The sequence below is a fragment of the Leptolyngbya sp. FACHB-60 genome, from assembly GCF_014695775.1.
Lineage (GTDB): Bacteria > Cyanobacteriota > Cyanobacteriia > Phormidesmidales > Phormidesmidaceae > Nodosilinea.
On record NZ_JACJOX010000064.1, the window covers coordinates 1 to 25,096 of the forward strand.

21 protein-coding genes and 2 pseudogenes are annotated in these 25,096 nt (G+C 58.2%); 10 read left to right on the forward strand and 13 right to left on the reverse strand.

The annotated features are described in order from the left end of the window. The 3 genes and pseudogenes from H6F57_RS24125 to H6F57_RS28470 form a co-directional block, all read left to right on the forward strand. A pseudogene (locus tag H6F57_RS24125) lies at positions 1-129 on the forward strand (photosystem II D2 protein (photosystem q(a) protein)); the annotation flags it as partial. Continuing rightward, positions 113-1,495 carry a photosystem II reaction center protein CP43 gene (psbC, locus tag H6F57_RS24130; RefSeq protein WP_190630897.1) on the forward strand — a complete coding sequence of 461 codons (1,383 nt, stop codon included), beginning with the start codon at positions 113-115 and terminating at the stop codon, positions 1,493-1,495. The pseudogene H6F57_RS24125 and the gene psbC, both read left to right, overlap by 17 nt. A 124-nt stretch (positions 1,496-1,619) precedes the next feature. Further along, positions 1,620-2,284 (forward strand): annotated as a pseudogene (locus H6F57_RS28470) (amino acid ABC transporter ATP-binding protein); the annotation flags it as partial. A 93-nt stretch (positions 2,285-2,377) separates the two neighbouring features. Here the strand turns inward: H6F57_RS28470 and H6F57_RS24140 are convergent. The 5 genes from H6F57_RS24140 to H6F57_RS24160 all read right to left on the reverse strand — a co-directional run bounded on the left by H6F57_RS24140 (position 2,378) and on the right by H6F57_RS24160 (position 6,649). Beyond that, positions 2,378-2,620: a DUF6761 family protein gene (locus H6F57_RS24140; RefSeq protein WP_190630899.1), complete on the reverse strand. Its 243-nt coding sequence runs from the start codon at positions 2,618-2,620 to the stop codon at positions 2,378-2,380. Positions 2,621-2,797: 177 nt separating this feature from the next. Continuing rightward, positions 2,798-4,009 carry a hormogonium polysaccharide biosynthesis glycosyltransferase HpsP gene (hpsP, locus tag H6F57_RS24145; protein ID WP_190630901.1) on the reverse strand — a complete coding sequence of 404 codons (1,212 nt, stop codon included), beginning with the start codon at positions 4,007-4,009 and terminating at the stop codon, positions 2,798-2,800. Positions 4,010-4,170: 161 nt separating this feature from the next. Further along, entirely contained in the window at positions 4,171-5,349 is a 1,179-nt protein-coding gene (hpsO, locus tag H6F57_RS24150) for a hormogonium polysaccharide biosynthesis glycosyltransferase HpsO (protein WP_190630962.1), read from the reverse strand. A gap of 137 nt (positions 5,350-5,486) precedes the next feature. Beyond that, positions 5,487-5,786: a DUF3253 domain-containing protein gene (locus tag H6F57_RS24155; protein ID WP_190630903.1), complete on the reverse strand. Its 300-nt coding sequence runs from the start codon at positions 5,784-5,786 to the stop codon at positions 5,487-5,489. After that, positions 5,783-6,649 carry an alpha/beta hydrolase gene (locus H6F57_RS24160; protein WP_190630904.1) on the reverse strand — a complete coding sequence of 289 codons (867 nt, stop codon included), beginning with the start codon at positions 6,647-6,649 and terminating at the stop codon, positions 5,783-5,785. The genes H6F57_RS24155 and H6F57_RS24160 overlap by 4 nt, the downstream gene beginning before the upstream one ends. A gap of 483 nt (positions 6,650-7,132) precedes the next feature. On the opposite strand from H6F57_RS24160, the gene H6F57_RS27755 reads away from it, so the two are divergent. Next, positions 7,133-7,528 carry a hypothetical protein gene (locus tag H6F57_RS27755; RefSeq protein WP_199289969.1) on the forward strand — a complete coding sequence of 132 codons (396 nt, stop codon included), beginning with the start codon at positions 7,133-7,135 and terminating at the stop codon, positions 7,526-7,528. Then, complete coding sequence (locus tag H6F57_RS27760) at positions 7,480-8,016, forward strand: hypothetical protein (RefSeq protein WP_199289970.1); 537 nt, start codon at positions 7,480-7,482, stop codon at positions 8,014-8,016. Before H6F57_RS27755 ends, H6F57_RS27760 begins: the two co-directional genes overlap by 49 nt. Here the strand turns inward: H6F57_RS27760 and H6F57_RS24170 are convergent. From H6F57_RS24170 to H6F57_RS24180, 3 genes are all read right to left on the reverse strand, one after another. Then, a complete protein-coding gene (locus H6F57_RS24170; RefSeq protein ID WP_190630906.1) occupies positions 8,009-8,503 on the reverse strand; it encodes a histidine phosphatase family protein in 495 nt (164 codons plus the stop codon). The two genes, H6F57_RS27760 and H6F57_RS24170, sit on opposite strands and share 8 nt — an antisense overlap. 97 nt (positions 8,504-8,600) lie before the next feature. Further along, positions 8,601-10,754: a Tex family protein gene (locus H6F57_RS24175; protein WP_190630908.1), complete on the reverse strand. Its 2,154-nt coding sequence runs from the start codon at positions 10,752-10,754 to the stop codon at positions 8,601-8,603. 115 nt (positions 10,755-10,869) lie between these two features. Continuing rightward, positions 10,870-14,547 (reverse strand): hypothetical protein, encoded by a 3,678-nt coding sequence (locus H6F57_RS24180; RefSeq protein WP_190630910.1) that lies wholly within the window; start codon positions 14,545-14,547, stop codon positions 10,870-10,872. Between the two features lie 287 nt (positions 14,548-14,834). Between H6F57_RS24180 and H6F57_RS24185 the strand changes: the two genes are divergently transcribed. Next, positions 14,835-15,755: an ATP-binding cassette domain-containing protein gene (locus H6F57_RS24185; protein ID WP_190630912.1), complete on the forward strand. Its 921-nt coding sequence runs from the start codon at positions 14,835-14,837 to the stop codon at positions 15,753-15,755. Continuing rightward, positions 15,752-16,531, forward strand: a complete 780-nt coding sequence (locus H6F57_RS24190; protein ID WP_190630914.1) for an ABC transporter permease — start codon at positions 15,752-15,754, stop codon at positions 16,529-16,531. The genes H6F57_RS24185 and H6F57_RS24190 overlap by 4 nt, the downstream gene beginning before the upstream one ends. Positions 16,532-16,683: 152 nt before the next feature. Here the strand turns inward: H6F57_RS24190 and H6F57_RS24195 are convergent, their stop codons facing one another. From H6F57_RS24195 to H6F57_RS24215, 5 genes are all read right to left on the reverse strand, one after another. Then, positions 16,684-18,471, reverse strand: coding sequence for an NAD+ synthase (locus H6F57_RS24195; protein WP_190630915.1), 1,788 nt, complete (start codon positions 18,469-18,471; stop codon positions 16,684-16,686). Between the two features lie 115 nt (positions 18,472-18,586). Then, the gene (locus tag H6F57_RS24200) at positions 18,587-19,555 is read right to left on the reverse strand and encodes a DNA methyltransferase (RefSeq protein WP_190630917.1); all 969 of its coding nucleotides are present in this window, start codon (positions 19,553-19,555) and stop codon (positions 18,587-18,589) included. Positions 19,556-19,609: 54 nt separating this feature from the next. Further along, positions 19,610-20,356 carry an NUDIX domain-containing protein gene (locus H6F57_RS24205; RefSeq protein WP_190630919.1) on the reverse strand — a complete coding sequence of 249 codons (747 nt, stop codon included), beginning with the start codon at positions 20,354-20,356 and terminating at the stop codon, positions 19,610-19,612. Next, a complete protein-coding gene (locus H6F57_RS24210) occupies positions 20,317-20,949 on the reverse strand; it encodes a nicotinate-nucleotide adenylyltransferase (protein WP_190630921.1) in 633 nt (210 codons plus the stop codon). The genes H6F57_RS24205 and H6F57_RS24210 overlap by 40 nt, the downstream gene beginning before the upstream one ends. A 10-nt stretch (positions 20,950-20,959) precedes the next feature. Next, positions 20,960-22,321 carry a nicotinate phosphoribosyltransferase gene (locus H6F57_RS24215; protein ID WP_190630924.1) on the reverse strand — a complete coding sequence of 454 codons (1,362 nt, stop codon included), beginning with the start codon at positions 22,319-22,321 and terminating at the stop codon, positions 20,960-20,962. Between the two features lie 460 nt (positions 22,322-22,781). Between H6F57_RS24215 and H6F57_RS24220 the strand changes: the two genes are divergently transcribed. The 3 genes from H6F57_RS24220 to H6F57_RS24230 all read left to right on the forward strand — a co-directional run bounded on the left by H6F57_RS24220 (position 22,782) and on the right by H6F57_RS24230 (position 25,066). Further along, positions 22,782-23,021 carry an NfeD family protein gene (locus H6F57_RS24220; protein ID WP_190630926.1) on the forward strand — a complete coding sequence of 80 codons (240 nt, stop codon included), beginning with the start codon at positions 22,782-22,784 and terminating at the stop codon, positions 23,019-23,021. A 300-nt stretch (positions 23,022-23,321) separates the two neighbouring features. Then, entirely contained in the window at positions 23,322-24,329 is a 1,008-nt protein-coding gene (locus H6F57_RS24225; RefSeq protein WP_190630928.1) for a peptidoglycan-binding protein, read from the forward strand. Between the two features lie 362 nt (positions 24,330-24,691). Beyond that, a complete protein-coding gene (locus H6F57_RS24230; protein WP_190630930.1) occupies positions 24,692-25,066 on the forward strand; it encodes a hypothetical protein in 375 nt (124 codons plus the stop codon). The last annotated feature ends 30 nt before the right edge of the window (positions 25,067-25,096 follow it).

A 25,096-nucleotide genomic window follows, 5' to 3' on the forward strand; every position in this document is an offset into this window, starting at 1 on the left:
TTTGAGACCTTCTACACCAAGAACATCTTGCTGAACGAAGGCATTCGGGCCTGGATGGCACCGACCGACCAGCCCCATGAGAAGTTTGTATTCCCCGAAGAGGTACTCCCCCGTGGTAACGCTCTCTAGCAACTCGTATATTGCTGGGCGCGACCAAGAATCTACCGGCTTTGCCTGGTGGTCTGGTAACGCTCGTTTAATCAACCTATCCGGCAAGCTGTTGGGTGCCCACGTGGCCCACTCTGGCCTGATTGTGTTCTGGGCCGGGGCTATGACCCTGTTTGAAGTAGCCCACTTTGTTCCCGATAAGCCTCTGTATGAGCAGGGCTTTATTCTGCTACCTCACCTAGCCACTCTGGGCTGGGGCGTAGGGCCCGGTGGTGAAGTGATCAACACCTTCCCCTACTTCGTTGTCGGTGTGCTGCACCTGATTTCGTCGGCGGTACTAGGTCTTGGCGGTATTTACCATGCCCTGCGCGGTCCCGAAGTGCTGGAAGAGTACTCTTCCTTCTTCGGCTACGACTGGAAAGACAAGAACCAGATGACCAACATCATCGGCTACCACCTCATCCTGCTGGGTTGCGGTGCGCTGCTGCTGGTGCTGAAAGCTTCCGTGTTCGGCGGTGTCTATGACACCTGGGCACCGGGTGGTGGCGATGTCCGCCTCATCACCAACCCGACTCTGAACCCCGCCGTTATCTTTGGCTACCTGCTGGGTTCTCCCTTTGGTGGCGACGGCTGGATTGTCGGCGTCAACAACATGGAAGACATCATCGGCGGCCACATCTGGGTTGGCCTGATCTGCATTGCTGGCGGCATTTGGCACATTCTCACCACGCCCTTCGGCTGGGCCCGTCGTGCTTTGATTTGGTCTGGTGAAGCTTACCTATCGTACAGCCTGGGCGCTCTGTCCCTGATGGGCTTTATCGCCTCCTGCTACGTATGGTTTAACAACACTGCGTATCCCTCTGAGTTCTACGGCCCCACCAACGCCGAGTCTTCTCAGGCTCAGGCAATGACCTTCCTGGTGCGCGACATGCGCCTGGGTGCCAACATCGGTGCGGCCCAAGGCCCCACTGGTTTGGGTAAGTACCTGATGCGCTCCCCCACTGGTGAGATCATCTTTGGTGGTGAAACCATGCGCTTTTGGGACTTCCAGGGTCCTTGGTTGGAGCCCCTGCGTGGCCCCAACGGCCTTGACCTCGATAAGCTGACCAACGATATCCAAGATTGGCAGGTGCGTCGCGCAGCCGAGTACATGACTCACGCGCCCAACGCCTCCATCAACTCGGTGGGTGGTGTGATTACGGAAATTAACTCCGTGAACTTTGTTAACCCCCGCCAGTGGCTATCGACCTCTCACTTTGTATTGGGCTTCTTCTTCCTGATTGGCCACCTCTGGCATGCTGGTCGCGCCCGCGCGGCTGAGGCAGGCTTTGAGAAAGGTATTGATCGCGAAACTGAACCCGTGCTCGCTATGGGCGACCTCGACTAAAGTTGAGGCCAATCCGAGAGGGTTAACTAAGTAAAAGGCTCCTGCCCTAGGGCAGGAGCCTTTTTTATTGATCTAGAAACATGACAGGTCTGAGCGAGATTTGCAGTGAAAGCCCTCCCAGTATTTGACTAAGCCTAGAGTTGGCGAAGTTGTTGTGTTGATGGGGCCATCTGGGTCGGGCAAATCAACCTTTATTCGCACCTTCAACGGCTTAGAGCCCTACCAAGGGGCAGCATCGATGACGGCACAGAAATCGCCCACGATAAGCAGGGTATAGAACTGGTGCGGTGAAAGGTCGGCATGGTGTTTCAGCAGTTCAACCTATTTCCCCACCTGACGATTTTAAAGATTTAAAAAACGTCACCCTGAGGCCAATTCACCTGTGCGGGCTATTCAAGGATGAGACGGAAGTCAGGCTATGGAACTGGTAGAGCGAGTAGGCATTCTCACCAGGCCAATAAGTATACCGGGCAGCTTTCGGGGGCAACAGCAGCGAGTCGCCATTGCTCGCGCCCTAGCTATGCGTCCCAAAGTAATGCTGTTTGATAAACCGACCTCTGCCCTAGACCCAGAGAGAGTACAAGAAGTGCTGGCTGTAATGCGTGACTTGGCAAAATCGGGTATGACAATGGTGTGTGTCACCCATGAAGTGGGGTTTGCCTAGGAGTAGCCGATCACATTATTTTTCTATCCGAGGGGCATTTAGTCGCTGACACAACCCCCGATGACTCCTTCAATAACCTCCAAGAGGAGCGGATTAAGAAGTTTTTATCTCAAATACTGCACTAAAAAAACTTTGCCCTAAAATATTTTCCATAGCCAAAGACTAGGCGCCGCTACAGCAAAATCCTGGCAATTTTTAGGTGGAGTCTTTTTAGGGAGTTAATAAATCTCAGGCTCGGGCTGGGCCATGATGAAGTTTGACGGGTCGTTGAGGTAGCGAATGGTATCTTCTTCGAGGCGGTGAATGAGATAGGGTTCGAGGGCGTCGGAGTGGCGAAGGGCGGCTAGATAGCCTTCGAGGTAAAGCCGCAGCTCGCTGGTGCGATAGCCTCGGTTCCACTGGTCGACGAAGGCATCGGTAATTCGTTGATAGTACCGAACAGCTTTGGCATCCTGAAGCATGGGAGGTAGACCTATAAAACTCGACGGTGGTTGGGGGTAGATCTCGCTCTGTAGTTAAGATTTTCCCCTAAAGGGTGAAAAACCTGATGAGTTTCTTAACGTACCGTTATACGTATCTTTATACACCGTTCTCCCAGGGCAGGGAGTGCGGGTTATGACACTACTCAATGTCGGTTACTAAGGAAACAGAGCTTTGGAGTTGGTTAAGGACTCGGGCAGAACGTTACGGTAAGCGGCAAGGGTTTGATGGGCGATCGCATCCCAGTCGTAATACTCTCTAGCATAGGCCCTAGCCCGCTGCCCCCGCAGCCGCCGTTGGGCAGAATCTTTCAAGGCCTCAGCTAAGACCTGGGTGACCCCGTCTAGGCTTAAGTCGCACACCCAGCCGCTGCCGCTGGCAGCGATGTCGGGCCAGATATAGACCCCCTTAGACACGACCACCGGCACCCCCGCAGCCATGGCCTCAGCTACGGCAATGCCAAAGTTCTCGTAGTAGGAGGGCAGCACAAATAGATCCGCAGCTTGCAGCAGGGCAGCTTTGGCATCACCGCTCACAAACCCTGTGAGCGTGGTGCGATCGCCCAGAGGAGTGGCCCGCAGGCGATCGCCAATAGTCCGCTCATAGGCTGGGTCTTGAGGATTTCCCCCCGCCAGCACCAGATGAAACTCACTGCCCAGGGCAGTGAGCTGTTCCAGGGCCGGCAACAGCAGATCGAGCCCCTTCTTAGGATCTAGGCGAGAGAGGTAGAGCATTAGGGGGCGACCCTGGGGAATCTGCATCTGCGCCAAAATTCTCTGGCATTCAGCTTCTGGCAACGCGTTTGGCGACTGCACTCCCAGCGGGATTACCCAATCTTCAGCGCTGGCCCCAAACCGATGGGAGACCTCTGCCTCGATCGGGCTAGTGAAGTGCAGCGCTGCCGCTCCGGCAATGTTGGGGGCTTCAAACAGCCGTCCGTAGATTTGCTTGAGTCGCTTTTTTTTCTGCAAATCTGCTGGGTCGAGGGTACCCAGGGGACGCAGCACATAGGGTAGACCGCGATCGCGCGCCACCGTTGCCGCCGCCGTGCTCAGGGGCGAAAACAACGCGTGAATGTGGGCCAGATCAAACTCGTGAGCGTGTTGGTAAAGCCAAGTCAAAAGCCCCGCCGAAAACTTATACCGCCGCCAGGGCGAACAGGCAAAGTAGCGCACTGAATAGTTTTCTTCCCGTACCGGCACGCCTAAGGGAACCGCCAGCGGTGACTGACCCGAGTCGCCATTGGCATTAGTGGTAAGAATCGTCACCTCCGCCCCCGCCGCTGCCAACCCCTGGGCAAAGCCACGCACCATTTGGCTGGGGCCGCCGTAGATGAGGGAGATGGAGGGGACGATTTGGAGGACGCGCATGGGTAGAGGAGGTGAGGGAGATAAGGGAGATGGGGAAATAGGGGAGTAAAGAAGTGGAAGATAGTAAGCGGAGGAGGAAACATTTAAGGATGGATATGTTTGACTGTTGAAGTAACCTCCTCGCCCCAACTCTTCCATCCCCCTCACCTCCCCTATCTTCCTCACCGCACCCCAATCTCTTCGTAGAACTCCAACAATTGCTTTGCCAACGCTCGGTTCGTATAACGACCCATGGCGCGGTAGTAGCCTGATTCCCCGAGAGATTGCCTCCGGGCAGGATTCTCCATCAAGAGGCGCAGGTGCTCCGCAAGGGCAGGGGCGTTGCCTTCGGGAAAGACGAGGCCGGCCTGGTCAATAACGTGGGGAATTTCGCCGGAGTCGGAGCCGATGACGGGAACAGCGCAGGCCATAGCTTCAATGAGAACGTGACCGAATTGTTCTTTCCAACCTTTGGCGGTAAGCGTTTTAAACTTCTCAGTGGTTTCGGAGGGCAGCACTAGGGTGTGCATGAGGTTGATATAGTTGGGCACCTGATCGTGGGGAATGCCAGTCACCCAGCGGAGGCGATCGCCGATGCCCAACCCATCAGCCTTTGCTTGAATGGTATCTCGCAGTTCGCCTCGACCCACTAGCAGCCACACCCAGGGCTGAGGCTGGTCTCGCAGAGTGGTCAAGGCAGCGCAGAGAGTCAGCAGTCCCTTTTCTTCGACGAAGCGACCGCAGTAGCCCACCACAAAGGCATCACTGGCAATAGCGAGGGACTGGGCTAACTCGGGCTGGGGCTGGGGACGGAACAGGGTTTCATCGACGCCGAGCTGAGGCATGACCCGGTAGGGGGCGATGTAACCGCGATCGCGCAAAACATTTGCCCCGTCCTGGTTGCCCACCACCAGACCGTGGGTATGCCGCAAGTTATAGGCTTCGAGAGCAGAGATCGGGAATTTGAGCTGGTAGGGTAAGTTCCACCAGGTGAACAAGACGTTTTTGGCCCTGAGGCCCAGCAGGCGGTTGAGAGTGATGGTTTGGGCGTAGCCCAGCGCTTTAGCGCCCTGCTCAACCTGAATGACCTGGGGCCGAAATTTTTGCAGCAATCTAATCAGATCGGGACCAAAGGTGAGCAATCCCTGGTTGTTTTGGCTGAGATTGCTGAGGGGCTGCACCCGAAAGTTACCCGCTCGCAAGGGTTCAGAGACAATCAGCCGGTTTTGCACGCCGCCGGGCTGCCAGCGTTGAGGAACGCCCACCACCACCTCCATCTCGGGGGAAAGCTGGGCCAATGCACGCAGCTTTTCGCGGTTGAGGTCAACAATATAAGTGTGGCTAAGCACGAGCACACGCATGGTTGGCGGCATCCACAGAAAGGGACACTTCTAGGTTGCCCAAGGGGTAGTCAGGGGTTGCACTGGGCAACCGTCAGAGGGCAGGGTTACTCAAAATGCAGGTGCCAAGCAGTGTTGCCAGGGCTGACCAGATGCCTTTACCCATCACTTCCAGAAACTGTTTCCGCATCCCCGCGATTGCCTACTGCACTCTCGGCCTGGCCGTAGCGAATTGGCCCCCTAACAGTTTTGGGGTCAACCATTTGCCCTCTCTGTTGGGCAACGATCTGCCCCTCGGCCACTAGCTCAACGCCGACTTCACGAACAGCAGGCATGAGTTCGCGCCAATTTTTAGGACTGAGGGCGCGGGCGACTTCGGAGGGGCAGATCGTTTTGCTGGGGCCGCGTTGGGCAAGCAAACCGAGCAAGGTGGTGCGGAGGTCTGCAGAAACGATCATGGCTCCAAGGCGAGGAATTCGTCCATGAGAGCGTTGACCTGGAGAGGGCGCTCCTGCTGCACCCAGTGGCTACATTGGGGAATGTAGCGCAGCCGCAGATGGCGTACGTAGTCTTCGGTGCCGACGGAGAGTTCTTTGCCCAGAGCCGCATCGGCTTCGCCCCAGATCAACAGGGTGGGCACTTCGAGAATGCCCCAGGGTCGCCACTGCGGGCCGCTAAAGCTCAAGGCCCGGTAGTAGTTGACCATGGCGGTGAGGGCACCGGGTTTGGCGGCGGCGGTTTTGTAGGCTTGCAGATCAGCGGCGCTAAAGGTACTTTTATCGATCGCCATGCCCTGCAACATTTGCTCGATCAGCCAGTAGTCGCCTGCCTGCAACAGGAGTTCGGGCAACAGCGGTAGCTGAAAGGCCCCAATATACCAGCTGCGCAATAGCTGCTGAGGATGGCGCAGCCCCTCGGCAAACTTAGCGGGGTGGGGAATATTCATCACGATTAGCGACTGGAGCAGCTCGGGGTGGGCGTAGGCAAAAGCCCAGGCGATCGCGCCCCCCCAGTCGTGTCCCACCAGCACCGCCCGGTCATAGCCTAGAGCGGCAATAGCCCCCCGCACATCCTCCACTAAAACATCCAGGCGATAGGCGTCGACACCTGGGGGCTTGTCGCTGTCGTTGTAGCCCCGCAGGTCTAGGGCAACGCAGGTATATTGGGCCGCAAAATGGTCGAGCTGGTGCCGCCAAGAGTACCAAAATTCTGGAAAGCCGTGCAAAAACAGCATCAGCGGTCCTTGCCCCTGACGGACGTAGTGCAGGTGCAGGCCGTTAGTTTGCAGAAACCCGTGCTGTCTGTTGACGGTTGCGGTCATCGCACTACTGGGTTCAACGTCTCCTTAACTATACCGAGAACCCCCAGGGACCGGGCCAATCCCTAATTTAAATCAGGGTTCTAATTACATAATCGCTTAATAGCGACCCAGGTAATACCGGGGCACTAGCTCCAGCAATAAGTTCCGCCAACTTGGCCTAGCCGAGACGCTGAGCAAAGCAAACCTATGTAAATTATGGCGGCGGTTGTAACGCTCTCACCCACAGATGAACTGTATAAGAATTTACAAAATCTTCTTGATACCACGGAGAAAACATCCGGATTCTGGCATCAGATTGCATAGCATTAGGAATGCATTGATCTGATACAGGGCATTGGCCAGCCTTCCTTAGGTCAAAGTTGTGGCTACCTTGCTAGACCTAGTGGGCTTAATAAATTTGCGATGGTGAAAGCTTTCAGCGATCGCGGCCTAGATAGCTCTTCAGAGCTTAGCCCTCACCACATTTCTGAAACTGGTGCGTACATGACCTCACTTGATGATTTGACTCTGTTGCAGTGGTTTGTCTCGGGGGATGCCACCCTAGAGGCAAATCAGTCGCTGCGCCTTCAGCCCGCCAACAATGTGCGTCAGCTTCTAGGCCGCAAAGGATCGTTGTTAGCCACCGCCTACGATGCCACTACTCCGGCTCGCATTGAGGTGCGCCGCCACACCGACTACACCAATGTGCTGCACCAGGTCTTGATCGATCATCACTTTTTGCCCGTTGGTCAGGGATTAGATAGCCAGTGTTGTGCTATGCCCAGCACCCTATCCCCCAGGGCTACCACGTCAACTACGCCGCCGCCCGCCAGCTCTGGAAGCAATGGTGGATGCAGCATAGCCGCCGCGGCAATCGCCCGCTGCAGCTTGACCTGCTAGTGTTGGCCCAAAATCAGTGGTACCCGATTCGCGACATTGCCATTAATAGCGGCACCCTCTACGTCGAGACCCTGCGGGGCGAGAACGTTTACCACGGCGATGACATGGTGGCCTGGCTTGAAAAAGAGCCCTGCGAAGAGGGCGACAAAACCTGTGTTTGGTCACCGCCGCCAGGTCGAGCTGTACCAACTCCGACTGCTGAGCCACCCGTTTCTGCTGCGCCTGTGCCGGTAAGAGTACCCGATCCAGCCCCTCGCCCGGCCCCTCCCCCAAGATTCCCAGGTGCCCCAGCCCCTCAGGCTACCGTAGACCCCACTTTGGCCCCAGTAGTCTATGCCCTAGATGGCAAGGTCTACATCCAGACTGCTGTGGGTGTGGTCGTAGTTGAGGGCAAAGAGCTAAAGGCTTATAAATCCCTGCATCAGACGGCGATCGCCTCCGAGAGCCAGTCTACGAGCGTGGCAACAGTCAGTCAGCGTCTTAGGTAAACAGCCTAGGGGGCAGCAGCCACAGCAGAGTGCCTCGACCATAGTCAATCTGAGCCCAGGTAGCGATTTCAAACTCAAGGCAGACCATGGCAGCCGTGGGCATGGCCACGGTACCACCGCCCAAAAAAAACGAAACTGCATCAGCCCAGGTTGGCTGATGACCCACCAGCATGAGCGATCGGTGGTGGTTTGGCACCGAGTGAATCACCTCTAGCACCTGGTCGATCGAGGCTTCGTAGAGGTCGTCGGTGACGCTCATGGGGCAGGGCCATTGACCGGCTTCCATGGCAATCTCTAGCGTGGTGCGGGCTCGCACCGCCGACGAGGTAATGGCCAGATCGGGGACTTTGCCCGCCGTCGCCAGCAGCTTGCCCATGGTTTTGGCGGCAACAATGCCGCGCTCGGCTACCGGGCGATCGCGATCGCGACCATTGCTCACGTTCCAGTCAGATTTGCCGTGGCGAAAGAGAATTAGCTGCTTGGTCATGGTTATGGGTCAATCATGGCTCCAGGGGCGGTATGCCCTTGATCACCTTAGGGGATCGCCCGAGGGGAATCAACGTTGCCCCCACTTTTCTCCAGCTTTAGGATGCCGCCCGCATCGACAGACCGATGCGCTTGAGCTTGGTATCCACCTCCATCACCCGCACCATCACCACCTGGCCCACCTTGACAATCTCGTTGGGGTCACTGACAAAGCGATCGGCCATCTGCGAAATATGCACCAGCCCATCCTGGTGCACCCCCACATCCACAAACGCGCCGAAGTTGGTGACATTGGTGACCACCCCTTCCAGGGTAAGGCCCGGCTTCAGGTCGGTAATTTCGTTGATGCCGTCCTGAAAGCGGGCGTAGGCAAACTGCTCGCGGGGGTCGCGGCCGGGCTTTTCTAGCTCCTGCAAGATGTCGCGCAGGGTGAGTTCTCCAGCCTCGGCGGTGGTGTATTTTTTGATATCGAGGCGCTTTAGGCGATCGGCGGCTTTGGGAATTTGCGTCAGGGGCAGGGAGAGATCCGCAGCGATCGCATCCACAATGCCGTAGCTCTCGGGGTGCACCGCCGTGTTGTCGAGCGGGTTTTTGCCGTTGCGAATCCGCAAAAACCCCGCCGCCTGCTCAAAGGCCTTGGGTCCCAGCTTTTTCACCTTCAGCAGCTCCCGACGCGAATGAAATGCGCCGTTGGCATCGCGAAATTCCACAATATTGTTCGCCACCGCCGGGGTCAGCCCCGATACGTAGGTCAGCAGCTCACGGGAGGCCATATTGAGATCCACCCCCACGTAGTTAACGCAGCTCTCAATGGTGTCATCCAGCTTTTGCTTCAGCCGCTTTTGATCGACATCGTGCTGGTACTGGCCCACGCCGATCGATTTGGGGTCGATCTTGACTAGCTCCGCCAGGGGATCTTGCAGCCGCCGGGCAATGCTAATCGCCCCCCGCACCGTTACATCCAGGTCGGGGAATTCTGCCGCCGCTACTTCACTGGCGGAGTAGATCGAGGCCCCCGACTCATTCACCAAAACTTTCACCGGGGGATTCGACAGAGTCTTCAAGACTTCCCCCACAAAGGCGTCGGTTTCGCGGCTGGCGGTGCCGTTGCCGATCGCAATCAGCTCGATCTTGTGCTTACGTATCATCCCTGCCAAAGTCTGAGCAGCCTGCTGTCGCTGGTTTTGGGATTGGTGGGGAAACACCGCTTGGTATTCCAAAAATTTGCCGGTGCTATCCACCGCCGCCACCTTACAGCCAGTGCGAAAGCCGGGATCAACCCCCAGGGTGGGCTTCATGCCTGCCGGGGGCGACAGCAGCAGATTCTTTAGGTTGGCCTCAAAGTTTTGAATCGACACCTCATCGGCCCAGGCCTTTTTCTCGGCCATCACCTCGCTGGTCAGCGACGGCTTCATCAACCGACTGTAGGCATCTTGAATCACTCCCCGGTAAAACTGGCGAATCTCGGGTACAGGGGTCTTCACCACCCGCTTTTCTAAGGTTTGCAGAATGGGGTCGGGCTCAACCTCCAGCCCCACCTTGAGAATGCCTTCGCGATCGCCCCGCAGCAGCGCCAGCAGGTTATGGGAGGCAATCGATCGCACTGGGGCCTGGTAAGCCCGATACATCTCGTACTTGGTGCTGCCCTCGGGATGGCCTTTTTTGATGCTGGCGGTGAACTGGCCGTGGTTAAGGAGGCGATCGCGCACATAGCGCCGCAGCTCTGCCCGCTCCGCCACCTGCTCTGCCAAAATATCCGCCGCCCCCTGGAGCGCTTCATCCGTAGACTGAACCCCTTTATCCGGGTTCACAAACGACTGGGCTTCCTGAAGCAGAACCGCCCGCTTGCCCGTTCTATTTAGCTCCTCAATTTTTTGGGCCAGCGGCTCTAGCCCCTTTTCCTTCGCCATGGTGGCGCGGGTGCGGCGCTTGGGCCGGTAGGGTAGGTAGAGATCTTCTAGCTCCGTCTTTTGCTGGCAGGCAAGAATCGCAGCTTTTAGTGCATCCGTGAGCTTGCCCTGGCTCTCAATTTCGGTTAGCACCGTCTGTCGCCGATCCTCAAGCTCCGTCAGGTACTGGTATCGCTCAGCAATCTGCCGCAGCTGCACCTCATCTAGATCTCCCGTGCGCTCTTTGCGGTAGCGAGCCACAAAGGGTACCGTCGCCCCTTCGGCAAACAGTGCCAGGGTGGCCTCGACCTGGGCAGGGCGAATGTCTAGCTCGGTGGCAATGGTGGTAGCGATCGGGGTCATGGGAGAGGCAACTAAGGCAATAACAGTCCTCCATTGTAGATGTGGCCTGAACAGCTCAAGGAAAATATAGTGCTGGCACTTGTTGCGACAGCTAGCTCAACCCCTGAAATAGACATTAGTAACTGACGATCGCCCCTAAAGATTTCAGCATTCGTTCTTCAGTGTTAGACAAGCCAGTGGCCCCACGAATATTGACGCCTTCGTAGGGGCGATCGGGGCGGAGGGTCTGCTGGCACAGACCCGTTGCCAGATCCCACACGCGGATTTCGTCGTCTTGGCTGGCGGTGATCAGATGGGTGCCGCTAGAGCAACCCGAGACTTGCCAAATATCTTGGCTGTGGCCCTTGAGGGTATGACGGCATTGGTTGGTTTCAACGTCCCACACCTCGACCTGGGTGTTTTGGCTGATAATCGCCAGAATGTCTCCCGCAGGACTCAGGGTAACCCCTTGCAGCCAGTGCTCTGCGGGGTGCTGCCACTGGCCGAGACAGCCATTGTCCTGCCCCAGATTCCACCAGCGAACAGTGCCGTCGTGGCTGGCGCTGGCCAGTCTCTCACCCTGGGCCGCAAGACTGTGTACCTGACTTTGATGGCCTAACAGGATGCGGCGATCCGAGCCTAGTGCTTGCTGCTGCCACGGCCAGAGACCGATGGTGCCATCCCTAGCGCCTACTACAATCCAGTCACCGTCGGGGCTAAACAGTAGGGCGGTCGGGCTATCAGGGGCACCTTCTAGCTCCCCTGCGGCGCTGCCAGTGGTGCAATCCCACACCACAATGCCGCTGTCGGGGCCGGCGGTGGCCAACCACTGGCCATCGGGGCTAAAGCGCAGCAGGGTGGCCGGGGTTGGCTTGGCGACCACCCACTGGCTCTGGCCGGTCGCGATCGACCAGAGCCGCAGGGTTTGGTCGTCGGCGCTGCTAGCCAACCACTGACCATCGGCGCTAAGGGCGACGGTGCGCACCGAACCGCTGTGGCCCGCTAGGGCACGAGGGCCAATGGCGTAGGGGCTCTGGGCGTTGACCTGCCACAGCCGCAGGTGGGTATCGTCGTGGCCAGTGAGAATGATGCCGCTGTCAGCGCCAGCGCTAAAAGCCATGCAGCACACCGGATGCGCCTGGCTGAGAAAGCTGCGCCAGCACTGGCCTCGCTTGACGCTCCAGAGTTTGATGGTGTAGTTGCTGCCGGTGACAAAATAGCGGCTGTCAGCGCTAAAGGCCAGGGTCCATACTGGCGCTCCCAGCGACGGCAGAGCATAGCAGAGACGGCGACCGGGAATATCCCACACCGTGACGGTGAAGTCTTGGCCGCTAGACACCAGGTAGCGCCCGTCGGGGCTGATGGCGAGAGCGGGCAGAGCCTGTACGTCGGTGGGCAAAATCCAGCAGGGCAGACCGGTGGCCAAATTCCAAATGGTCAGGCAGCGGTCGTCACAACCCGCTGCGAAGGGAATCGGCTGGCAGTCAGGATCGTTGGGGTCGAGCAAAAACCCTACGGTGCGAATCGCAGCGGTTGATCGCGCTTGGAGATCTTTCAGCAGAGTGCGATCGCCCACATTCCACAGGCAGGCGCGCTGGTCATCGCCGCCGCTCAACAGGTGGTTGCCCAAAGCGCTGTAGGCCAGGCTGTGAATGGCTCCAGCATGGCCCTCCAGACAGCCCTGGCCAAACCCCGAAGCGACTTCCCACAGGCACAGCCGACCGCTGTCATCACCGGAGGCCAGCTGGCTGCCGTCGGGGCTAAAGGCCAGGGCTCGCACTGGGGCCTGGTGGTCGTCCAAAATGTCGGTGTGATAGGTGGATCCCACTGACCACAACCAGATTTGCCCGCTCTCGGTGCCCACAGCCAGCAGATCGCCCTGGGGGTTAAAGGCCAGCGAGCGAATGCTCTGGCCCTCGTCAAACATCCAGACCAGCTTGCCCCGCCGCAAATCCCACAGCAGCAGTCGACCCTCATGATCGCCCGTGGCTAAGTGCCGTCCCTCCTCTAGAGACAAGCCGCGCTGGCCTTGCCTATCTTTAGAAGCAACAGGGCTAAAAGCGGCTACTGGGTCGCGCCCAAGGGCGGTGGCAAAGGTGGTGTCGCTAAACTGGGCCTGGCTAAAGCTGGCTCCCTGCACGCTCACCCGCCGCAAATCGCCCTGCCAAATGGCTAGATGAGAAAAATCGGCACCGCTAATGCCCAGGCCCAGGTGCTGACAAAGGTGAATGACGTTGGCGGCCCCGTAGCCCGGCTGACCCACGAAGGGCTGTAGAGCCTTGAGCAGGCGATCGCCCTTAGCGGCCAGAGCCCCATCGGTAGCATACTGTTGCCGCAGCTCTTCTGCTAGCGGGCTGAGCATGGCCGCCCGCTGACGTTCCTGCACTACCTCCCGGGCGGTCATGGTGACGAGGGGCAACCGCTGGAGCCAGTCGAACGTTTCGGCTTCTAGCTCAGCGGCCAGCACGCCCTGTAGTCGCTCTAGAACTAAGGCCTGCACCGAGGGGCCTAGGCTCAACACCAGCCCACGCCCGCCAGTGGCCTGAGCCTGAACCCAGCCCCGCCCTAGGGCTGACTGCACCACCGTGTCAGGTAGGGGGGGTTGCATAGCCCCGTTGAGGTCGTCGAGGGCAACTGGCTCCTGGGCCAGGGCTAGCCAGTACAGCAGGGCCCATTCCTCAGCTGGCAGTCGATGTAGGGCCTGGGTAAAGGTGCGGTGTACGACGACGGGCACAACCGTCTTCGCCGCCTGGAGCAACATCCGAGGCTGACCCTGGTAGACCTCTCGCAGTGTCGCCCCTAGCCCCCGCAGCACCAGAGGATGGCTGCCGTAGCGATCGATCAGCGCGCTCCAGTCGTCAGGGGCATTAAGCGCATCCGGGGCTTGGAGCAGCGACCGGGCCGCCTCGACAACCAGATCGCCGAGAATATAATCTCGCACCCGTGGCCCCTGCACCTGGGAAAAATCGGCGGGCTTTTCGCGGCTGACCCAGACTAGACAGCTCTGGTGATGGTGCTCGGCCCCCTGATGAAAAAAGTGTTGGAGGGCGTCGGTATGGGCTCGGTAGCTGCCCGCTGGCTGCTGAGGCTCAAAGAGCTGCTCTAGACCATCGAGAATCAGCAGGGCGCGGCGCTGGCCCAGTTGATCGAGCACCCAGTCTACCTGGGCCAAGGGGGCGATCGCCCTCGCCTGCGGGTCAAGCCAGTGGACAATCGCCCCCAGCACATCCTGCTCGGTGGCCTCAGCGGTCAGAGCTAGATAGCCACACTGGTCTACCTGGGGGGCAACGGTGGCGGCGATCGCGGCCGCCATCGTCGTCTTACCAACTCCTGGTAGCCCCCACAGCACCACTGTGCGGCAGCGATCTGCCAAAATCCACTCGGTTAGGGTGGCCAGATCGGCCTGGCGGCCCGCACAGTCGTCCAAGTCAAGGCGGGGAGACTCGCGCACCACGAGGGTAGGGGTCGGTAGGGGCTGTGGCGGCTCCACCACAATATTCGGCGGCGGGGCCGGTTCAGCCGCCGCACCCCCCTGCACCATCCAGGTGTGCAGCACATTCTGAATGTTGCGCTTCGTCACCCGAACGCCCTGGAGATCGGCATTTACCAACTCGGTGAGCAGCTGCCAGAGCTTGGGGCCGACGTCTTTTTTGAGATAGTCTTCGGTGTAGCCAGCGGTGGGGGTTGCCATCGCCGCATAGGTCTTGTTCTCCCAAGACCCCTGTAGCACCAGACGCTCGACATCCTTCAGCGGTCGCCCCTTGCGCTCCACAGCAACTTGGTTGATGTGTACAGCAATTTTCTCGAAATCCATTGGCAAAACCGCCGAGATGCCCCAATTCTGGCCTCAGTCTAACCTGAATTTTCCAGAACTTCTCAGCCGCCATGCCTATGTAATTTGGCAAAAAAATTCCCCAGCCCAAGGGCCAGGGAATTATCAGGGTGCATCTACCAGTTCATATTTCTAGGCCAGCTGAGTGAATCAGGATGGTTTGAAAGGGATTTTGTTAGAGTGCCAGGGGGTAAGCGGTAAATAGTCGGGGAAAGGGTATACCGTCGAGCCTTTGCAAAACGTTTAGAGAAGTTCTTTAGGAGCAAACCGTGTCGGATGCGCTGACCTTGAAGGCCTACGACCTTTGGAAAACCTATGGCGACGAGGCGGTGGTGCAGGGCATTAGCTTCTCCCTGGCGCCGGGTGAGATTGTTGGTTTGCTGGGGCCGAACGGGGCGGGCAAAACCACCACGGTAGGCATGCTGTTTGGCACCGTCATTCCCACTAAGGGGTTTGTGCAGTTTGGGCCGTGGCAGCTGCCGGGGCAGGGGCAACTGGCCCGCGCCCAAATGGGCATTGTCACCCAGGAAGACAACCTCGACCCCGACTTTACGGTGTTTAAAAACCTCACCCACTTTGCCCATCACTACCGCATTACCGGGGCGGCGGCGCGGCAGCGGGCGGGGGAACTGTTGGCCCTAGTAAATCTAGAGCACCGGGCCGAAGCTCAGGTAAGTGAGCTGTCGGGCGGCATGAAGCGGAAGCTGGTGCTAGCTCGCGCTCTGCTGAATCAGCCCAAGATTGTGTTTTTAGATGAGCCCACCACCGGCCTCGACCCCGATGCCCGTCAGGATTTTTGGCGGTTGGTGCAGCACCTCAAGGCCAGCGGCTGCGGCATTTTGTTGACCACCCACTATATGGATGAGGCCCAAAGGCTGTGCGATCGCCTCCTGCTCCTTCAGCAGGGCAAAGTGATTGACGAAGGCACCCCCACCGATCTGGTCGCGCGAGTGATTGGCCGCGAGGTAGCCGAGATCGAGGGGGTTGAGGCCCAAATTCTCCAGGACTTGGCCTCCCACCACGGAACTTGGTATCGGGCCTTTGGCAGCGGTCACCAGGTGACGCTACCCGATCGCGATCCTGAGGTGGTTTGGGATGCGATCGCCGCCCATCACCCCAGCCGCCTTCTGCGGCGGCCCGCCAACTTAGAAGACGTATTTTTGCGACTCACTGGGAGCGTGCTGGAATGAAGCTGATTACCGCTACCCCCTGGGGGGTGTATTCGGTCTGGTGGCGACACTTTCAGGTGTATCGCAGCACCTGGTTGGTGAGCTGCCTGCCGCCCATTTCTGAGCCGATTGTGTACCTATTAGCCTTTGGCTATGGCCTCAGCCCACTAATTGGCGATGTGGAATATTTAGGGCAAGTGATTCCCTACGCACAATTTTTGGCTCCGGGAATGATTGCGATCGGGGTGCTGTTTCAGTCGTTTTTTGAGGGAGCCTACAGCAGCTTCATTCGGCTCAATTTTCAAAAGACTTGGCAAGCGCTGCTGACGGCTCCGCTGAGTTATACCGATGTGTTTTTGGGCGACTGGTTTTGGGCGGCCACCAAGGGCACCATTGCCGGTACTCTCACCGGGCTAGTCGCGGTGCTTGCTAATCTGTATGACCTCTCTAGCCTAGTGCTGTCGCTGCCGCTGATCGTGCTTGGCAGCTTGCTGTTTGGAGCCTTTGGCCTGCTGGTAACTGGGTCTGTGAGCAAAGTTGACCAGGTGAATGTGCCGATTTTTCTGGTAGTCATCCCCATGTTTACCCTCTGCGGCACCTACTTTCCGCGCAATACGCTGCCGCCGCTGCTGGCCAAGTTTGCCTCGCTTTTGCCCCTGGCCTCCCTGGTCGATCTGCTGCGCTGGCCCCTGGGTCTGCCCCCTTGGTGGCCCCTGCTGCTGCTCTGGCTGGTCGGGTGGATGGTGGTGATGGCCAGGCTGGCCGCCCTGCGGATTTATCCGAGGTTGTTTAGCTAGCGGATATTGCAGGAGCGTTTCACCTCGCTTCCTGGGGACAAAAACTTAGGCCAAAGCGAATGCCGCGATCGCCCTAGCCACCAATTCAGCTCCGTTCAGCTCCACCGTTATTGACCCGAACGGAGCTAACGGTCAACCCAGCTCAAACACCCTTAAGCCTCTAACAGTTGCTCAGCAGGCGACGGTTGAACCAACGGCTTCACCTCGCTCTTCCAGCGGTTGGCGATGGGCATGCGCCAACCCAGGCCAAAGGCGCGATCGGTCACCTTCAGCACCGGCGGTGTCTGCCGTCGCTTAAATTCGGCCCGCGACACCAGCCGCAAAACTTTGTCTACCACCGCGGCATCGTGGCCAGCGGCGACCATATCGGCTACCGACTCGTGGCGCTGCACCAGGCGATCGAGAATGTCATCCAGCACATCGTAGGGCGGCAGCGAATCTTGATCGACCTGACCGGGCTTGAGTTCGGCACTAGGAGGTTTTTCGAGAATGTTTTGCGGAATTAGGGCGTCAGTGAGGTGGTTAACCCGCTCCGATAGTTCACCCAGGGCAGCAATGGGGCCCTGACCCACCTGCCGATTGAGCCATTCACAGAGGGCGTAAACTCGCGTTTTGGGCACATCGGCAATTACCGCCAGGCCGCCGTTCATGTCGCCGTAGAGGGTGCAGTAGCCCACCGCCATTTCTGACTTGTTGCCGGTTGACAGTAGCAGGTGACCAAATTTATTCGAAACCGCCATCAGCAGGTTGCCGCGAATGCGCGACTGAATATTTTCTTCGGCGAGGCCGGAGCTGGTGCCCGAAAAGAGGGGATCGAGCACCTGGTCGTAGTCGGCCATCAGCGGGCCGATCGCCAGGGTTTCTTGGTCAATGCCCAGGGTTTGGGCTAGGGCCAGCGCATCCGTCACCGAGTGGTCAGAGCTATAAGGAGAGGGCATGAGAATGCCGAGCACATTGGCAGGGCCGAGGGCAGCGGCTGCGATCGCCGCCACCAGCGCCGAGTCAATGCCGCCGCTGAGGCCAATCACCGCCTTAGAGAAGCCGCACTTGTGGGTGTAGTCGCGCACCCCCAGCACCAGGGCCGACCAGATCGCCTCATTTTCGTCGGCGGGCAGGGGGGCAATGTCGCCAGGGCAGAGGTCGTGTTGAATGAGGTCGTACTCCACCACCGCCAGCCCGGCCTGGTAGGAGGGCAGCCGGGCCACCAGATCGCCCTGGCGGTTAAAGGCCATGCTGGTACCGTCGAAGATCAGGTCGTCGTTGGCCCCGACCTGGTTGGCGTAGAGAATGGGGCAGCGAAACCGAGTGGCGCTGTGAGCCAGCATGGAGGCTCGCAGCTGCGCTTTGTTGACCGAGTAGGGCGAGGCGGAGAGGTTGATGACCACATCGACGTGGTCATCGGCCAGGTCGGCGATCGGATTGCGGGGGTAGCTGCGCCCGCCCCAAAACTCCTCGTCGTTCCAGAGGTCTTCGCAGATGGTGACACCAATGCGCAGGCCCCAATCACCCAAGGGAATGGTGAAACTGCTCGGCCCCTGGCCGGGGGCGAAGTAGCGGTGCTCATCGAAGACATCGTAGGTGGGCAATAGCTGTTTGTGAAAGACCTGCTGCACCTTGCCGCCCTGGAGCAGAGCGGTGCTGTTGAACAGGGGCTTTTCGCCGTGATAGCGGGCCTTGGGGTTGGCGGCGGCATAGCCCACCAGCACGGCGAGGTGAGGGGGCAAATCGGCAGCTAAGACATCGAGTGTGTGGGCCATAGCTTGAATAAAGCTGGGCTGAAGCAGCAGATCGCGGGGTGGGTAGCCACACAGCACCAGCTCGGTGGTGATGAGCACCTGGGCACCTAGGCGATCGGCCTGGCGGGCGGCATCGAGCACCTGCTGGGCATTGTGGGCCAGGTCGCCAATGGTGGGGTTGAGCTGGGCGATCGCAAATTTCATAGGAGTTATTAGGAGTTAATAGATAAAAAAGGATTTCGACCAAAACGCTGGCGGTAATCGTCCTAGGTTGTCGGTCAGCTGCGGCTTCAGCCACCGGCAATCTAGCGGGGGATAATCAGGCTTCCGAGGAAATAGACTTTTTGGGGCGACTGCGCTGGGCCGCCAGAGTGTTGCGCTCCCAAAAGACGCCATCGGCGTATCCCTGAATGGTGGGGTCTAGGTCGGCTAAGGTCAAACGTTTTTCGGCCAGACAGCAGTAATCGGGGTCTTGCTCAATGCCTACATACTGTCGCCCTAGCTTTTTAGCGACCACAGCGGTCGTGCCGCTGCCGAGAAAAGGATCGAGCACTACATCGCCTGCATTGGAACTGGCCAGCAGCAATTTTGCCACCAGTTTTTCAGGCTTTTGAGTGGGATGATCGGTGTTTTCAGTCATTGACCAAAAGGGCACGGTAATGTCAGTCCAAAGGTTAGAAGGATGAGTGAGACGGTAGTTTTTTGAACCCGTATCGTCCCAGTCTTTAGGTTGCCCGGCCAGATTTCTGTAGGGAGCCATCACCCGGCGTTTGAGCTTTACGGCATCCACATTAAAGGTGTAGGTTTCGGAAACGGTGCAAAACCAAATATCTTCACTGGCGTTTTTCCAGTTAGCTTGGGCACCGCGTCCTTTCTCACGCTCCCAGGTGATTCGATTTCTGACAGTAAAGTATTTTTCTAGCACTGGATACATGACGGTTGAGGTAGTCCAGTCGGCGCAAAAATAAGCGGAAGCGTTGGGCTTAAGCACAGGTTTGAGCTGAGAAATCCAGCTGTCGAGCCAGGCGATGTAGGTGGGGCGATCGCACTGCCTAAACTTGCTGCCGTTGAAATCTTTAGTGAGATTGTAGGGCGGGTCAACAATCAGCAAATCTACAAAGTTTTTGGGTAAGTAGGGCAGCGCCCCCAACAAATCCTGACAAATGGTTCGATTGAGGATTTCGGTCGGGGGGCGCTCACAATTCAAGTTAATTAATCGCCGCAAAAACATATCTCGCTCTTCAGCAGTGAGATCGAGCGTTCGGTTTTTAGGTGCCCTGGCTTTCATCCACTAACCCACATGTTCTAAGATTCGTACCTCCTCCCCATTTCCCCATCTCTCTCAAATGAACACCATTGCCTTTTCTTTAAAGGGCTCAAAGGCAGCGGCATCAAACCGATAGAGGCTGGCGGGTCGGCCTGCTCCGCGCGAGGTTTTTTGGCCGGTATCCTGCAAAAAACCCAGCTTTAGCAGCCGAGCGCGAAAGTTGGAATAATCGGAAAACCCTTCCCCCAAAACGGTGACGTAGAGCTGGTAGAGATCGCCTAAGGTAAAGACCTCGGGCAGCACGTCGAAGGCGATCGGGCTGTATTCCAGCTTGTTGCGCAGCCGCCGGTAGCCGTAGGTGAGAATTTCGTTGTGGTCGAAGGCGAGTTGGGGCACCTGGGCCAGGGGATACCAGGCGATGCCGCTGACGCCATCGGCGATTAGTTCGGCATCCTCGAAACGCACCAGGGCAAAGTGGCTGACCGAGAGATAGCGCACGTTGAAGGCCTGGGGCGACTCGCGGGGGTCGCGATCGGGACCGCCAAAGGTGTAGAGCTGCTCTAGATAAAGGGTGTTGACGCGAATTTTCTCGGCCAGCACCCGGTAGGCGGCGGCTTCTAAGGATTCGCCCTGGCGCACCAGGGTGCCGGGCAGGCTCCAGTGGCCCGCAAAGGGAGCGTCGTGGCGCATCACCACCAACACCAGCAGCCGGTTTTGCTGGGTATCCACAGAAAAAATCACGTTGTCGACTCCCACTTTAAAGTCGGCCAAGGGCATCGGGCTTAGGGGGTGGTCAGAGGTGCGGTGGAGTTTTGCGGACATGGGTAGAGGTGGTGTTGAGCAATGTAAGACTGCACCGCCGGGGGAATTTCGGGGGCGGTGTCGGCGGGAATGCCGTCGCACTGGCGATAGCGGGACGACGACACATCGATCGCAGGCATCTCGGCCACGGTGACGGTCGTATGCTGACGCAGATTGGCCAGGCTGACCTCCGTGAGGTCGTAGCCGGGGCGCGGAATCACCAAAATGCTGGCCGCCGCAAAGATTTCGGTCGCCCGGTGCCAGGTGGGCAGCTGCTCCACTAGGTCGGCCCCCACTACCAAGGAGAATTCGGCCTGGGGCCAGACCTGCCGCGATCGCTCCAAAGTAACTACCGTGCGCATGTGGCTAAGTTCGGGATGCACCTGCACCCGGTGGGACGGCACCGCCAGATCGTCAATCAGCAGCTCTAGCATGCGGAAGCGATCGCCCAGAGGGGTTTGGTGTGCTTTAAAGGGATTGTTGGCCGTCCACACTGCCACATGGTCAAACTGGGTGGCCAACCAGGCGAGAATGGCGGCGTGACCTCGGTGGGGCGGGTCGGCACTGGTGCCAAATAGGGCGATGCGAAGCGCCGGAGCATCGGTTGCGGTCATAAAGCCATCCTCAGGGCTGGGATTGGGGATGCTGGCGGGTGCGGGCCGCTAGCTCTACCAGGGCATCGGACAATGCTACGCCATAGTCAGCCGGACGCTCGAGCTGGCGCACGGCGGCGGGCAGACTGGCCACCGAGGCGGCGGTGCGGGCGGCGATCGCATCCAGCGATTCTAGCTCCTGCATGGCCTGCCCTTGCTTGACTACCAGTTGAAGCAGCGGCTGCTCGTCGGGGGCGGCGGTTTCTTCGAGCAGGCCGAGGCGATCGCCCACCGCCTGCCCGCCGTCATAGCGCCGAAAGATTTGCTTGCGTCCGGGGAGCGTGGTTTTGCCGCTGGCCTCTTTCATTACAGGCGTACCGTCGATATCGACTAGTTTATACACCCCATTCACCGGTTCGCCCGTCACCAGCTTAGTGCCCAGGCCGTAGCCGTCGAGCACCGCCCCAGCCTGCTTGAGGCGAGCGATTTCATACTCATCCAGGTCGCCGCTGGCCAAAATTTTGACGTTGGGCAGATGCGATCGCACCGTCTGCGACAGCGCCACTAGGTCGCCAGAGTCGAGCCGTACGGTGGCGACCTGGGTTTCTCCGCGCTGCACCTGAGCCGCTAGCCGCTCGGCGGCCGCCACCGTGTCGTAGGTATCAATCAGCAGCGCCGACCCCGGAAAGTAGCGTTGAAAAGCCGCAAAGGCTTCGTCCTCACTGCCTTCTAGAGCCGTAAAAACCATCACCAGGGCGTGGGCCATGGTGCCTGCTGGCTTGCGCCCCAGCGCCAACGCCGCCAGCACATTAGAGGTGTCGTCGAGGCCCGCCGCCAGGGCCGCCCGCGCTGCCCACAAAGCCCCCTGGGGACTAAAGGCCCGACGGGTGCCGAACTCCAGCAGCCTGGCATCAGGCCCAGCCACATCTCGCAGGCGAGCGGCCCGGGTGGCCACCAGGGTTTGGTAATTGAGCGTATTGAGCAGGTAGGTTTCTGCAATCTGGGCCTGCCATAGGGGCGCTTCTACCCGCAGCAGCGGCTCGTTGGCAAACACCGCCGTACCCTCGGGTACCGCCCACACGTCCCCCGTAAAGCCTCCCTCGCTCAATCGCTGCCAAAATTCGTCGGGGGCACGGTCAAACAGCCCCGTCTGTCGCAGGGCCTCTAAATGGCGTTCCGAAAACCGCAGATTGTTCAAGTAGTCGATCGCCTGGGTCAGCCCCATGGCAATCAGATAGCTATAGCCGGGGGGTAGCCGTCGGGCAAATAGCTCAAAACTGGCTCGGCGATCGGCCAGGCCCTCGCCCGCATAGCAGCTCACCATGGTGAGCTGGTACAGATCCGTCAGCAGACCGTAGTTATCAGGGGTAGCTAGAAGTGTGGGATAGGGCATTGAGGTAATGGCGCTATTTTTAGTTATTTATACCATAAATAATTCTGCTTTGCCGTAGTCTCATTACGGCAAAACGCAGTGACGCAAAGGAAATCCACGCCAACTTAGGCATAGTTTTGGTGATTTTTACCTATAAATGTCGGTAAAAGAGCGACGCGATAGCCATGTATTGCTCCTTCTGTCTTTAGACTGCTAACGCTTCAATATCTGTCACAGGGATGACGTTTAGCCAAGGCTGTGCCCTCTATCGTCCATCATTACTGGTCTAGAGCAGCCCTGGTTCAAAACCCTTGTTGGCATCAGGAGCTGCCCATAGCCTACGGCCACTGGTTTGGAGCACCGTTCTTATGAATATGGCCCTGGAGTACCGCTACGCACATTGGGCTGTCACACTCTGCGCCCAACCATCACTTATTGAGTAAGTACACACTCCATCTGAGACATCACCGGGAGGATAGCGATGAATCTGACCCACACTCTAGAACTTTTTGAAACTCCCAAAGCCGCACGGGTAGAGCGCCCCATTACTGCTCAGCTTGAAGGGCGAGTCTACTACGAAGGTACCTATTGGCCTGCTCGGGTCTATGAGGGAGTCATTGACGCCGGCATTGCCCTGGCTCCGTCGAGCTGGGTGACGGTAGTGGGCCGCTACGGGCTCACCCTGCTGATTGTGCCGCCGCTGGGGCCAACCTATGCATAAGGCTGGGGTAGAAAGTCTGTGACTAGCTTGAGGCGATCGCCCTAGCAAACCCGCGTTTTCTGTAAAAATCCCTAAGAATCCGGCAAAAACTACTATGATTAAGGTGGTTTTGCCGACTCCTTCCGCCACCACCGTTGACCTATGGATAGCCTGGCCCAAAGCCTTCTTTGGCTCCTCTGGGAAACGCACCCAGATGTTAATACTGTCCCAGCGGGTTCTGCCTCAGTTCTGCCGTTAGCACCTGAGCAAGGCAGAACACAGGTAGCGTCAGCGAGCAGCAGGCCCCTGCGGAATCGGTCGTTGGCGATCGCGGTAGGGGCGATCGTTCTCGGTAGCGGCCTGGGGGCACCGGCTTTAGCCAACGGGCACCTCTGGGGCAGCACCGTCTACGTCAACACTCCCGAGGGGTACGCCCTCAACGTGCGCTGGGGGCCAAGCACCAACAATGGCGTCTATCGTCGCGCACGAAGAGGCAGCCCCCTGCAACTGTCTGGCGCACGTCGCAACGACTGGGTGCAGCTAGTCGATGCCACCTGGGTCGCAGGCAACCTAGTCAGCCGGTCTCCTGTTCCTGGAGCTGGTATAACTCCCCCCGCCGACAACGCAAATAACCTGGCCACGGTAGTCACTCCGCAGAATTTTGCCCTTAACATTCGCAACGGCCCTGGCCTCAATTATCAGATCGTCGGGCAGTACATCAACGGCAGCCGCATTCCAGTAACCGGGCGGTTTAGCAACGGCTGGGCTCAGCTCACCAACGGCAACTGGGTTGATAGTGGCCACATTCAATACAGCGGCCCCATTCACGGCGGCAACCAGCCCAACCCCAACCAGCCCAACCCCAACCCCGGCACCAACCCCAACGCCGACGTGATGGAATTGCAGCGACTGCTGCGCCAGGCTGGTTTCTTGCCGTCCAATTTTATCGTCTCCGGCATCTACGACCAGACGACTCAAAATGCCGTGCGCGAGTTTCAGCGAGTGAATGGGCTGCCCGTCACCGGCATTGTGAATGCAGAAACCTGGCAAGCCCTTTACCGCGCCACTGCGCCACCAACGCCGCTCCCTTCTCCCAGCCCTTCCCCCAGCCCTTCCCCCAGTACCCCACCGCCCAACGGAACCCGCCAACGACGTGTGGTCACCGACGGCGACTCGACTTCTGTATTTGACGGCCCCGGCACTGAGTTTGGCGTCGTCAGAAGCGTGCCTAACGGCTCAATTGTGACCATCACCGGTCGCACCTCCGGTAATTGGTCAGAGCTACTCGACGGCGGCTGGATTTTTTCCCTCTGGCTGGAGCCGATTTAGACTAGAAGACCACCCTTTATCAGGCCTTTAGGATGAACGCCATCTAGCTAATGGAATAGATCAAACTCTAGGAGTTTTCTATGGTTTACAAAAATTCATACCCAATAGCTGTTAAGAGCTTCAACCATATGCGCTGTGGGGGTTTGAGGGCATTCGGAACTCTTCGCAGCGATTTTGGGATGGGCGCAACAACTTGTGACTTCGTGACGTTATGTGTATAACAATACTTAAGGGTAACTATTGAGAAAGCCGCGAACAAGACCGGATGCCTCAGTAGAAGCCTTGAAAGGTTAGTCAATGCCTCGGTGTACCGGTCTTGGCAAATCTTTACCCCGGTCACTGGCGTTTCGAGGAGCTTAACCTTGTTTAACGATACTGAGTCATCGTCTACCCTTTGGACATCTATCCAAGACGCTGCCTTTCGGGTGCTGCAAGTTATTGATGTTCGCCTGGCTTTGGTGATTGGTCTGGCGGCTTTTATGCTGGCTGTTGGGTTTGACTCTTCGGGCAACAAAGCTGAAGCCGCTGATTTGGCAACCGGCTCATCGCTAGTACCAGTCTCTGTGAGCATGGCCGCTGTACCTAGCTCTACTTTTGAGGCCCAGCCCCTCGCTAGCAATGCTCAGCTAGCCACTGCCCGTCGTCTGCATCACGGCAGTTTGACTAGCGCGATCATGACCAGCAATCGCTTGACGGAGGCCCACTTCTTCATTGACCTTCCCTCAGAGCATGAGTAGGCAACCTGTTGCCGTAATACACAGGGACTC

Excerpts from the sequence above, each read along its gene's own strand:
- H6F57_RS24140 (WP_190630899.1), bottom strand. The coding sequence starts at position 2,620 with ATGCTTCAGGATGCCAAAGCTGTTCGGTACTATCAACGAATTACCGAT.
- hpsP (WP_190630901.1), bottom strand. The coding sequence starts at position 4,009 with ATGCGCGTCCTCCAAATCGTCCCCTCCATCTCCCTCATCTACGGCGGC.
- hpsO (WP_190630962.1), bottom strand. The coding sequence starts at position 5,349 with ATGCGTGTGCTCGTGCTTAGCCACACTTATATTGTTGACCTCAACCGC.
- H6F57_RS24155 (WP_190630903.1), bottom strand. The coding sequence starts at position 5,786 with ATGATCGTTTCTGCAGACCTCCGCACCACCTTGCTCGGTTTGCTTGCC.
- H6F57_RS24160 (WP_190630904.1), bottom strand. The coding sequence starts at position 6,649 with ATGACCGCAACCGTCAACAGACAGCACGGGTTTCTGCAAACTAACGGC.
- H6F57_RS27755 (WP_199289969.1), top strand. The coding sequence starts at position 7,133 with ATGACCTCACTTGATGATTTGACTCTGTTGCAGTGGTTTGTCTCGGGG.
- H6F57_RS27760 (WP_199289970.1), top strand. The coding sequence starts at position 7,480 with ATGCAGCATAGCCGCCGCGGCAATCGCCCGCTGCAGCTTGACCTGCTA.
- H6F57_RS24170 (WP_190630906.1), bottom strand. The coding sequence starts at position 8,503 with ATGACCAAGCAGCTAATTCTCTTTCGCCACGGCAAATCTGACTGGAAC.
- H6F57_RS24175 (WP_190630908.1), bottom strand. The coding sequence starts at position 10,754 with ATGACCCCGATCGCTACCACCATTGCCACCGAGCTAGACATTCGCCCT.
- H6F57_RS24180 (WP_190630910.1), bottom strand. The coding sequence starts at position 14,547 with ATGGATTTCGAGAAAATTGCTGTACACATCAACCAAGTTGCTGTGGAG.
- H6F57_RS24190 (WP_190630914.1), top strand. The coding sequence starts at position 15,752 with ATGAAGCTGATTACCGCTACCCCCTGGGGGGTGTATTCGGTCTGGTGG.
- H6F57_RS24195 (WP_190630915.1), bottom strand. The coding sequence starts at position 18,471 with ATGAAATTTGCGATCGCCCAGCTCAACCCCACCATTGGCGACCTGGCC.
- H6F57_RS24200 (WP_190630917.1), bottom strand. The coding sequence starts at position 19,555 with ATGAAAGCCAGGGCACCTAAAAACCGAACGCTCGATCTCACTGCTGAA.
- H6F57_RS24205 (WP_190630919.1), bottom strand. The coding sequence starts at position 20,356 with ATGTCCGCAAAACTCCACCGCACCTCTGACCACCCCCTAAGCCCGATG.
- H6F57_RS24210 (WP_190630921.1), bottom strand. The coding sequence starts at position 20,949 with ATGACCGCAACCGATGCTCCGGCGCTTCGCATCGCCCTATTTGGCACC.
- H6F57_RS24215 (WP_190630924.1), bottom strand. The coding sequence starts at position 22,321 with ATGCCCTATCCCACACTTCTAGCTACCCCTGATAACTACGGTCTGCTG.
- H6F57_RS24220 (WP_190630926.1), top strand. The coding sequence starts at position 22,782 with ATGAATCTGACCCACACTCTAGAACTTTTTGAAACTCCCAAAGCCGCA.